The sequence below is a fragment of the Amycolatopsis sp. NPDC021455 genome, assembly GCF_040640995.1.
Classification (GTDB): domain Bacteria; phylum Actinomycetota; class Actinomycetes; order Mycobacteriales; family Pseudonocardiaceae; genus Amycolatopsis.
Window position 1 is genome coordinate 1 of sequence record NZ_JBFACT010000128.1, and the last position, 10195, is coordinate 10195.

The following is a 10195-nucleotide window of genomic DNA, read 5'->3' on the forward strand; positions in this document are numbered from 1 at the left end:
CACACCGTGCCGCTGAAGACGAGCACCGGCGAGTCGAGCGGGCGGGCGGCGTCGTCGTGCGCGTCGGCCATCCGCGTCACCGGCACCGACTCCCCCGTCAGCATCGACGCGTCGACGTCGACCGTGCCGTCGATCAGCCGGGCGTCGGCCGGGATCCGGTTGCCCTCCTCCAGGACCAGCACGTCACCGGGGACCAGCTCGGCCGCGGGCACGTGCCACACCTGGCCGTCGCGCAGCACCGGCGCCCGGTCGGGCAAGTACTTCCCCAGCGCCTCGACCGCCTTTTCCGCCTGCTGTTCCTGGACGAACGCCAGCAGGCCGTTGAGCAGGATGACGCCGGCGATCGCGATCGCCAGGTTCGTCGTCCCGGCGGCCCAGGCCAGCCCGCCCGCCACCCACAGCAGCAGCGCCAGCGGGTGGACCAGCTGCCGCACCAGCTCGAGCGGCCACTTCCGGCCGCCGTGCGAGGGCAGCGCGTTCGGGCCGCTCACCTGCAGCCGCCGGGTGGCTTCCCGCGCCGTCAGTCCGTTCGGCGTAGTCCGCAGGTCCCGCAGCAGCCGGGCGACCGGCTCCCGGGCGTCGACCGGCGGCGCCTCGGCCGGCTTGGTCTTCAGGTGCGTGGTCATCGTGCCTTCCTTCGCTTCGGAGTGGCGAGGCCGATCAGCAGCAGCCCCTGCGGGACGCCGGGGAGGACTTCGGCCTGGCGGGCCCGCTCGGCGGGCGTCAGGAGGGGAAGCGGTGCGCCGCGGGAGGAGAACCCGCGGACGGCCGCGGCGAGCCGGGTGCCGTGGAGCGCGGCCCCGGCGAGGACGTGGTGACGGCGGCTGTCGCCGGGCGTGGTGACGAGCAAGGCCGACTGGCCGGTGACGTCGGCACCGAGCTGCTCCAGGGCGGGCACCCAGTCCGGCCGCACGATCCGCACGTCGGTCTCCGGCCAGAAGCCGTCGCCCGCCAGCGCGCCCAGCACCGCGAGGCTGACCGGCCGCAGCTCCGGTTCCGCCAGCTTGCGCAGCGCCACGTACCGCGCCCACTCGCCACTGGCCGGAGACCGCGGTCCCCCGACCCGGACGACGGCCGCGACGTCGGGCCGGTCCTTGTCGTGCGGGAACACCACGACCGGATCGCGGCCCAGCACCCGCACCACGGTCCAGATGGTCGACAGGACGGCCCCGCATTCGAGGAGCGCCACGTTGCGCGCCCGGTCGCGCCGGATGGGCGGCTCGGTCAGGACGACTTCGTCCGGCCGTACCTCGGCGACGCACCGGTTCGGGCCCAGCCACACCAGCGCGTCGCCGAGCACCGCCCGGGCGGAACGGTCCCAGCGGAACGCGGTCATCCGCCCGGCCGGACTCGGAGGTGTCTGGCGGCGGCCTCGCAGGTGGCCAGGAGACCGTCGACGTCGATCACGGTGACGCGGTTCTCCAGGCCGGGCGGGACCTCCGCCCGGACGTCCGGATCCGGTGAGACGAGCGCGACCGGCACGTGGTCGCGGACGGCGCAGACGACGCCGAACTCGCGCGCGGTCAGCTCGGGTTCCTGGCCCCGGACGTCCACGACGAGGTCGGGCTGGGCGAACGGCTCGTCGAGCGGGCACCGGCCGCCCGGGGCGAGGGCGCGGCAGAGCCCGGTGCGGTCGTGGCAGCGGCTGACCCGGCAGCCGGCGCCCCGCAGGGGCCGGACGAGGAAGTCGGCGTCGCCGAAGGACGCTTCGGTCAGCAGGACGTGCATGGGGTCACCTCACGGTCACTCGGGCGAGCGCCTCTTCGGCGCCGCGGGCCAGCTCCAGGTCTTCCCGCGGCAGCACGATCAGGGCGGGCACCGGCGAATCCGCCACGGTGATGATCCGGTCGACGTCGGTGTGCGGGACGTCCCCGGCCCGCAGGCCGAGCACACCCAGGCCGTCGAGGACGGACGTGATCAATTCGGGCTGGTGCTCGGCCACACCGCCGGTGAACACGAGCGCGTCCAGCCGCGACAGGCTCACCGCCGCCGCGCCGATCTCCCGGCACAGCCGGTGGCGGTAGACGTCGAGGGCCACCGAAGCGTCCTGTTCGCCGCGGGCGGCCGCGGCCAGCACGCGCCGCAGGTCGCCGTTGGTGCCGGTCATCCCGGCCAGCCCCGAGCGGTGGAACAGCGCGTCGGCCATCTCGGCCGGGCTCATCGGCGCCGTCTGCATCACGTGCAGCAGTAGGCCGGGGTCGACCGAGCCGGATCGGGTGGCCATCATGGCGCCTTCGAGCGGGGTGAAGCCCATGCTCGTGTCGACGCCGTGGCCGTCGCGGATCGCCGTCACCGACACCCCGGCGCCGACGTGGGCGCACACGAGCTGCAGCTCTTCGGGCGCCCGGCCCAGCAGCTCACCTGCGCGGCGTAAGGAGTACTGGCACGACAGGCCGTGGAAACCGTAGCGCCGCAAGCGGTTCTGCACGGTCCACGCCCGCGGCAGCGGGTACCGCGCGGCGGCTTCGGGCATCCGGGCGTGGAACGCCGTGTCGAAGCAGGCCACCACCGGCACGTCCGGCAGCAGCCGCCGGACCTCGCGGGTCACCGACAGCGACAGCGGCTGGTGGTTGGGCGCCAGGGAGGTGAGCCGTTCGAGGTTCGCGAGCAGGGTGTCGTCCACGCGCGCCGGGACCTTCTGCGAGCCGCCGTGGACGAACCGGACGGCGACAGCGTCCACATCGGACCACTGGCGGATCGCCTGGCCCACCACGGCCGGGTCGGTCAGGTCCCAGGCGGTCCAGCCGACGGCGGTGCCGTCGGCGACCAGTGACACCTTCACGCTCGACGAGCCCGGGTTCAGGGTGAGCACACGCACGGGTCGCTCCTTCAGTCTTTCAGGTGGCGCAGGAACGGGTCTTCGCTCGCCATGGGCTCCAGGCGGGCACGGACGTCGAGCGCCACGCAGCCTTTCGAGCCCACTCGCACCGGGTTGAGGTCCAGCTCGGCCAGCTCCGGCACCAGCTCGGCCAGGCGGCTGACCTTCAGCAGCAGCTCGCGCACCGCCGCCCGGTCCAGCCCGGACGCCCAGAGGGCCTTCGACGATCGCAACCCGTCCAGGAGCTGGTCCGCGTCGGCGCCGGTGAGCGGGGCGAGCCGGGCGGCGTGGTCGGCGATCAGGTCGGTGTCGACGCCGCCGAGGCCGAACACGACCAGCGGCCCGAACACCGGGTCCGAGCGCACGCCGACCAGCAGCTCGCGGCCGGCTTCGGCCATCGGCTGGACCGTCACGCCGCGCAGGGCGGATCCGAAGCGGGACCGCAGGATCCGGAACGCTTCCATGATCCGGTCGGCCCCACGCACGTTCAGCAGGACACCCCCGCCGGCGGTCTTGTGCAGCAAGCCTTCGGCGTCGGCTTTCAGCACGACGGGCGAACCGAGGTCGGCGGCCGCGGCGTCCATCGAGTCACCGGCTTCGACGTAGTGGGTCTCCACCATGGGGATGTCGGCGAGGCGGAGCAGCTCGACGGCGTCGGCGGGCGGGAGCCAGCCCTCGTGCCCGGCGGCGAACGCCCGCACCGCGTCCGGATCTTCCAGCGGCTCGAGGTGCTCATCGGCTTCGGGCCGGTTCAGCCATTCCTCGTAGCGCACGAGCCGGGCCAGCACGGCGGCGGCCGCGGCCGGATCGTCGTAGCAGGCGGTGACACCGGGGCCGGGCGCCAGCGGCGCCACCCGGGCTCGCTGGCCGGGGCGGACCGCGAAGACGGTCTTGTACTCGGGCGGGAGCACAGCGGCGAGTGACGTGCCGGGGTCGCCGACCGCGGTGGGCACGGTGGCGGCGATGACCGCGTCGACGCCGTCGTCGTCGAGAACCGCGCGCAACGCGTCGGCGAACACCTCCGGGGGGACGGCCGCGGTCGTGTCGACCGGGTTGCGCACCGCCGCTTCGGCGGGCAGCAGCTTCACGAGACGGTCCCGGGTGTCCTGGGACAGCTCGGCCATGACCAGGCCTTCGCGCTCGCAGGCGTCGGCAGCGAGGACACCGGCGCCGCCGGCGTTGCTCACCACGGCCACCCGCCGGCCGCCGGGCAGGAGCTGCCAGGACAACCCGGCGACGACGTCGACCAGCTCGGCGACGGTGTCGACGGCGATGACACCGGCCTGCTCGAACAGCGCGTCCCGGGTGACGGCCGGAGTCGCGGCCGCCGCGGTGTGCGAGGCTGCGGCGCGCTGGGCGGTGTCGCCGCTGCCGGAGCGGACGGCGAGCACCGGGCGGGTGCGGGCGAGCCGGCGGGCCAGCCGGCTGAACTTGCGCGGGTTGCCGAACGACTCGAGGTAGAGCACGGCCAGTTCGGTGCGGAGGTCGGCGGCCCACCACATCAGCAGGTCGTTGCCGCTGACGTCGTACTTGTCCCCCGTCGAGACCAGCGACGACATCCCGAGGCCGAGGTCGCCGAGGGATTCGGCGAGCGCGATGCCGACACCGCCGGACTGGGTGACGACGCCGATGTTGCCCGGCTTGACCGGCGTGCCGAGGAAGGTGAGGTCGTAGGGGCAGGCCGGGTCGGTGGAGACGACGCCGAGGCAGTTCGGCCCGACCAGCCGCAGGCCGTACTCACGCACGGCGGCGCGCACGCGCTCGCCGGCTTCGGTCCCGGTCAGCCCGGAGGAGATGATGACGACGGCCCGGACCCCGCGTTTCCCGCATTCTTCGACCGCCGCGGCGGCGGCCGGGGCGGGCAGGCAGATCACCGCCAGTTCGGGGGTACGGCTCAGTGCCGCGACGGACGGCACGCTCGGCACGCCGAGGATCTCCTCCGCATGTGGGTTCACCACCTCGACCGGTCCGGGGAAGCCGGAAACGACCAGGTTGCCCAGCACGGCGTTGCCCACCGAGCCCGGCCGCCGTCCGGCCCCGACAACGGCGATCGAGGACGGCGTGAACAGGTGCGCCAGGCTCGCGGCGTCGGCGACCGAGTCGCGCTCCAGAACCGCCTCGACGTAGGCGGGATCGTCTTCGAGGATCATCACGACGTCGCGTTCGGGGCCGCCGACGCTGGCCTCGAAGCGCAGCCCGAGGTCACGGAAGACGTGGATGACGTTGGCGTTCTCCGCGAGCACTTCGGCGAGAAATCGTTTCAAGCCGGTCTTCCGGGCGTGGGAGACGAGGTGTTCCATCAACAGGGTCGCCACGCCCTGGGTGCGCACGGCCGCGTCCACGACAAGGGCGACCTCGGCGTCGGTGGTGTCCTTGAGGACTTCGTAGTTGGCGACACCGACCAGCTCGCCGCGCCGGTAGCAGCCCACGGCGTAGTGACGGGGACCGGGATCGGCGGCGATCTCCGCCGCGAGTTTGTCCAAACCGGACGGTGTCCCGAAGAACCGGAAGTAGGTGTCCTGCTGGGTGAGCCGGGTGTGCAGGGCGAGTACTTCGGCGGTGTCGCCGGGGTGCAAGGGGCGCACCAGCACGACGTCGCCGTGCGCGAGCAGGGCCCGGGTCATCGTTTCTCCTCAGGGCATGAGGGTGGGCGCGGCCGACCGAGGGCCGCGCCCACCGCGGAGGGTCACCTAGTCCTTGGTGACCTGGATCTTGACGTGCTTGTCGCGCGGGTGCTCCGAAACCGGCATCGAGATCTCGAGGATGCCGTCGGTGTACGTCGCCTTGACCTTCGCCGGGTCGGCCCCGGCCGGCAGGCTGACCGTGCGGCTGAAGGTGCCGTAGTAGAACTCACTGCGGCCGCCTTCGGCGGTTTCCTTCGCCTCACGCTCGGCGGAGATGGTCAGCAGCCCGTTGTGCGTGGTCACGGAGATGTGCTTCTCCGGGTCGAAGCCGGGCAGTTCGGCCCGCACGAGGTACTTGCCGTCCTCAGTGGACTCCTCGATCCGGACCGGGTTGTGCTCGGCGAACGGCCAGGGGTTCTCCAGCCACGCCGCGATGCTCGGCAACGCCAGGCGTGAGCCCGGCACCAGGGCAGTCATCCGTTCCTCCTTCCCTGCGACATCCGGTGTCGCAAGACAAGGAGACCTCGGGGGCGGGGTCCGGCGACGCGGCCGGATTGCCCGAACCGCGAGGACCTTCGTCACCGAAGCCGGGCGTGAGGACCCTGTTGGGCCGTTCGGCCCAGCTGCCACCGTCGGGTTCCGGGGACGGAGAGGAGCGCCATGACGCACGAGATCGGAAGGTGGCGGTTCGACGTCACGGTGGACCACGAGCCGCGCCGGACCCGGGCCCAGATCGTCCTGCGCACCCCGGAGGGAGCCGAGTTCTCCGGAGTGGGCTTGGCCCACCGCAGCGGGCCCGCCCGGGTCGCCGGCTACCTCGCGCTGGGCCGGGCGATGTCGGATCTCACCGAAGAACTGCTGGAAGCCGCGATGGTGGAGCTGGAGGTGGAAGCCGACCGCGTGTGGAGCTCCTGACCGCTCAGCCGACCGGCGCCGACCACTCGATCCTGACCCCGCCTTCGGGCCCGCTGTCCAGCGAAAACGTTCCGCCCGAAGCCTCCGCCCGGTCGCGCAGGTTCCCCAGCCCGCTCGGCGAGATCCCCTCGGCCAGGCCCTTGCCGTCGTCGGCGACGACGATCCGGATCAGCTCGTCCTTCACCGCGACAGACACCGACACCGTCGAGGCGTCCGCGTGCTGCACAGCGTTGCTGACCGCCTCCCGCACCACCGCCTCGACGTGCTCGGCCAGCTGGGCCGGCACCGTGTCGATCGGGCCCGACATGCTGACCGTCGGCTGCAGCGGCGCATCGTCGGTCAGCTCCGCGATCGCGTCGTGCAGGCGGTGCCGCAGGCGCAGGCCCGTCTCGCCCGCCGCGCCGCCGTGCAGGTCGAAGATCGCCGTGCGGATCTCCTGCACGATCTCGTGCATCTGCTCGATGCTGTCCCCCAGCCGCCTCTGCAGCTCCGGCGACTTCGTCCGCCGCTGCGTGCTCTGCATCGACAACCCGACCGCGAACAACCGCTGGATCACGTGGTCATGCAGGTCACGCGCGATCCGGTCCCGGTCGCCCAGCACATCCAGCTCCCGCGCCGCCCGCTGCTGCGCCGCCAGCTGCAACGCCAGCGCCGCCTGATCGGCGAACGACGCCACCACCGGCAGCTGGGCCGCTTCGAACGAGCCCGCGCCAGTCTCGCGGGCCGCGATGAGCACGCCGGTCGTGCGGTCCCCCGCCCGCAGTGGCACCACCATCGCCGGACCGAACCGGTGCTCACGCAGCCTCAGATCGGGCACGCTGCGGGGAGTTCGGTCCCGATACACCGCGCCCGGCACGCTGTCGTCGAGGTCGATGTGCGTCCCCGACAGCTCCGAAGCACGTGTGCCCGCGCACACGGTGACCGTCAGGTCGTCGACGTCGTCGCCCCAGTCCTCGTCGACGTCGAGCCGCCCGGAGTTGGGCAGCGCGAGCAACGTGACGTCGGAGCCGGTGAGCTCCAGCGCGCGGCTGGCGATGGTGTTGAGCGCCTCCGCCGGGTCGGTGCCGCCCAGCAGCTCGGTGGTCACCTCACTGGTGGCGGCCAGCCACTGTTGCCGCACCCGCGCCTGCTCGTAGAGGTGCGCGTTCTCGATCGCGATCCCGGCCGCCGCGGCGAGGGCCTGCACGACGACCTCGTCGTCGTCGGTGAACGGTTCCCCGTTCTTCTTCTCCGTCAGGTACAACCGGCCGAACACCTCGTCACGCACCCGCACCGGCACGCCCAGGAACGTGTGCATCGGCGGATGGTGAGCGGGGAAACCGACCGACGCCGGGTGCGAGGAGATTTCCTCCAGCCGCAGCGGTTTCGCCTCGTCGATGACCACACCCAGCACGCCGTGCCCCTCGGGCAGGTGCCCGATGAGCCGGCGGGTCTCGTCGTCGATGCCGATGTAGAGGAACTCCGACAAGGAGGCGTCCTCGGCGAGCACGCCGAGCGCGCCGTACTTCGCCTCGCCCAGCTCGATCGCCGCCTGCACGATCCGCGTCAGCGTCGTGTCCAGCTCGAGCCCGGACGCGACGGCCAGGACGGCGTCGAGCAGGCCGTCCATCTTGTCCCGGGTGCCGATCAGCAGCTCGATCCGGTCCTGCAGGTCACGCAGCAGCTCGCGCAGCCGCAGGCCGGACAGCGTGCCCGCCATCCGCCGCGGTTCCTGCCCGGCTTCGCTCACCACGGCCTCCGCATCATCGGTGACTTTGTCCCCTTTCCGCGGCACCGCGGTGCGAGAGACCGTCGAACCAAGCTTTCGGATCACCAGTGTGCCGCCCCGCGGCACGAGGGGAAACCATGACACTACCCATCACTTCGATCGGCTTGCTGGACTCCGATCAGGTGAAGTCCGTCATCGGCGCTGCGGTACTGGCGCCGTCGACGCACAATACGCAGCCCTGGCGCTTCCGCTGCACCCGCGCGGGCCTGGAGCTGCACGCCGACCCGGAGCGTGCCCTGCCCGTGGCCGACGCCGACCGGCGCGAGCTGCTGCTCTCCTGCGGGGCCGCGCTGTTCAACCTGCGGACGGCGATCCACGCGCTGGGCGCCCACCCGGCCACGACGCTGTTCCCCCGGCGCGACGACCCGACGCTGCTGGCCGTGGTCCGGCCGTTCGCGGCCCGTCGTCCCGACCCCCGGCTGGTCGAGCTGGCCGACGCGATCCCCCACCGTCACACGAACCGGACACCGTTCGAAGCGGGTGCGATCCCCGGGTCCGTGGTCGCCGGGCTGCGGCACGCCGCCGAGGTCGAGCAGGCGTGGCTGCCGCGGCTGAGCGGGCAGCAACTGGAGGGACTGCGCGAGCTGGTCCACAAAGGCCACCAGGCCCAGTTCACGGACCCGGCGTTCCTGGCCGAGTGGCGGCAGTGGACCGGGCGCGACCGGAACAGCCGCGACGGGGTCCCCGAGTACGCGGCCGGGTCGATGCCCTCCAACAACGGCGGCTGGGTGCTGCGCGACTTCGGCACCCGGGATCGCGGCCGACGCGACGACTCCGAGCCGCTAGTCGTGGTCATCGGCTCCTTCGACGACACCCGCGTCGACCGGCTGCGGGCGGGTCAGGCGATGCAGCGGGTCCTGCTGACGGCGACGGTGGCCGGGCTGGACGCGTCGTTCATCTCCCAGCCGGTGGAGGTCCCGGCGGTCCGGGCGGAACTGCGCCACCTGCTCGGCGGCGGGTTGTGGCCGCAGATCGTGCTGCGTCTAGGCCGCGGCGCACCAGTGCCGTGGACGCCGCGGCGGTCGCTGGCGGACGTCCTGATGAAGCCGTCGTCGCTGAGTTCCCAGTAATGTGAGCGCGCACCAGGGCGGAACCGCTTCAGCCGCCCTGGTTGCGCAGCTCGGTGGCCAGCACCGCGGCCTGCGTCCGCCGCTCCATGCCGAGCTTGGTCAGCAGCCTCGAGACGTAGTTCTTGACCGTCTTCTCCGCGAGGAACATCCGCTCCGAGATCTGCCGGTTGGTGAGCCCCTCGCCGATCAGTTCCAGCAGCTTCCGTTCCTGGTCGGAGAGGTCGGCCAGCGGGCCCTTCTTGGCCTGGCTGTCGCGCAGCTTGGCCATCAGGGCCGCGGCCGCGTGGGCGTCGAGCAGGGACTTGCCGGCGCCGACGTCCTGCACGGCCGAGACCAGGTCCATGCCCTTGATGTCCTTGATGACGAACCCGCTCGCGCCGGCCATCACCGCGTCGAGCATCGCCTGCTCGTCGGTGTAGCTGGTCAGCATCAGGCACTTGAGCTCCGGCAGCTTGGACCGCAGCTCCCGGGCCAGCTCGATGCCGTTGCCGTCCGGCAGCCGGACGTCCAGCACCGCGACGTCCGGGTTCAGCGCCGGAATCCGCGCCAGCGCCTGCGACACGCTGCCCGCCTGTCCGACCACGGTGAGGTGCTCGTCCTCGTCCAGCAGATCGGCGACACCACGACGGACGACCTCGTGGTCGTCGACGAGAAACACGCGGAGCATGGAGAACCTCCCGGGTACGGGTTGGACAGGCTCAGCGTACGACCGCAAGGCCTCCGGCGGCAGGGACCCGTGGCCGTGCGGGAAGTGACCAAGGACCCTAAGGCCGGACGCCTCTCGCACCGGATGCTCGCCGGGTGACCCGCGAACGAGCAGGAGAAACCGGATGAGCGCCCTGGACCTCGCCCGATGGCAGTTCGGGATCACCACCGTCTACCACTTCCTCTTCGTCCCGCTGACGATCGGGCTGTCCTTCCTGGTCGCCGGGATGCAGACCGCCTGGGTGCGCACCGGGAACGACCGCTACCGCCGGATGACGAAGTTCTGGGGGAAGCT

At 72.3% G+C, this 10195-nt stretch carries 11 protein-coding genes; 3 read left to right on the forward strand and 8 right to left on the reverse strand.

The annotated features are described in order from the left end of the window. The 6 genes from AB0G28_RS48245 to AB0G28_RS48270 all read right to left on the reverse strand — a co-directional run. Positions 1–626: HAD-IC family P-type ATPase (locus AB0G28_RS48245; RefSeq protein WP_361106072.1), on the reverse strand; the 626-nt coding region annotated here is incomplete at its 3' end. Then, positions 623–1336 (reverse strand): hypothetical protein, encoded by a 714-nt coding sequence (locus AB0G28_RS48250; RefSeq protein WP_361106075.1) that lies wholly within the window; start codon positions 1334–1336, stop codon positions 623–625. The genes AB0G28_RS48250 and AB0G28_RS48245, both read right to left, overlap by 4 nt. Next, positions 1333–1728, reverse strand: coding sequence for a hypothetical protein (locus tag AB0G28_RS48255; RefSeq protein WP_361106078.1), 396 nt, complete (start codon positions 1726–1728; stop codon positions 1333–1335). Before AB0G28_RS48255 ends, AB0G28_RS48250 begins: the two co-directional genes overlap by 4 nt. Before the next feature lie 4 nt (positions 1729–1732). Then, complete coding sequence (locus AB0G28_RS48260) at positions 1733–2818, reverse strand: acetate kinase (RefSeq protein WP_361106081.1); 1086 nt, start codon at positions 2816–2818, stop codon at positions 1733–1735. A gap of 11 nt (positions 2819–2829) precedes the next feature. After that, positions 2830–5442 (reverse strand): GNAT family N-acetyltransferase, encoded by a 2613-nt coding sequence (locus AB0G28_RS48265; protein ID WP_361106084.1) that lies wholly within the window; start codon positions 5440–5442, stop codon positions 2830–2832. 66 nt (positions 5443–5508) lie between these two features. Continuing rightward, a complete protein-coding gene (locus AB0G28_RS48270) occupies positions 5509–5919 on the reverse strand; it encodes an Hsp20/alpha crystallin family protein (protein WP_091310577.1) in 411 nt (136 codons plus the stop codon). A gap of 183 nt (positions 5920–6102) precedes the next feature. On the opposite strand from AB0G28_RS48270, the gene AB0G28_RS48275 reads away from it, so the two are divergent. Beyond that, positions 6103–6357 (forward strand): dsRBD fold-containing protein, encoded by a 255-nt coding sequence (locus AB0G28_RS48275; protein WP_361106087.1) that lies wholly within the window; start codon positions 6103–6105, stop codon positions 6355–6357. Between the two features lie 4 nt (positions 6358–6361). Here AB0G28_RS48275 and AB0G28_RS48280 read toward each other — a convergent pair whose 3' ends face one another. Next, positions 6362–8056, reverse strand: coding sequence for a GAF domain-containing protein (locus AB0G28_RS48280; protein WP_361106096.1), 1695 nt, complete (start codon positions 8054–8056; stop codon positions 6362–6364). A gap of 146 nt (positions 8057–8202) precedes the next feature. Between AB0G28_RS48280 and AB0G28_RS48285 the strand changes: the two genes are divergently transcribed. After that, the gene (locus AB0G28_RS48285; RefSeq protein ID WP_361106091.1) at positions 8203–9195 is read left to right on the forward strand and encodes a hypothetical protein; all 993 of its coding nucleotides are present in this window, start codon (positions 8203–8205) and stop codon (positions 9193–9195) included. A gap of 28 nt (positions 9196–9223) precedes the next feature. Here AB0G28_RS48285 and AB0G28_RS48290 read toward each other — a convergent pair whose 3' ends face one another. Then, positions 9224–9862, reverse strand: a complete 639-nt coding sequence (locus AB0G28_RS48290) for a response regulator transcription factor (RefSeq protein ID WP_361106094.1) — start codon at positions 9860–9862, stop codon at positions 9224–9226. A gap of 163 nt (positions 9863–10025) precedes the next feature. Between AB0G28_RS48290 and AB0G28_RS48295 the strand changes: the two genes are divergently transcribed. Then, the coding region (locus tag AB0G28_RS48295) for a cytochrome ubiquinol oxidase subunit I (protein WP_361106099.1) at positions 10026–10195 on the forward strand (170 nt) is incomplete at its 3' end.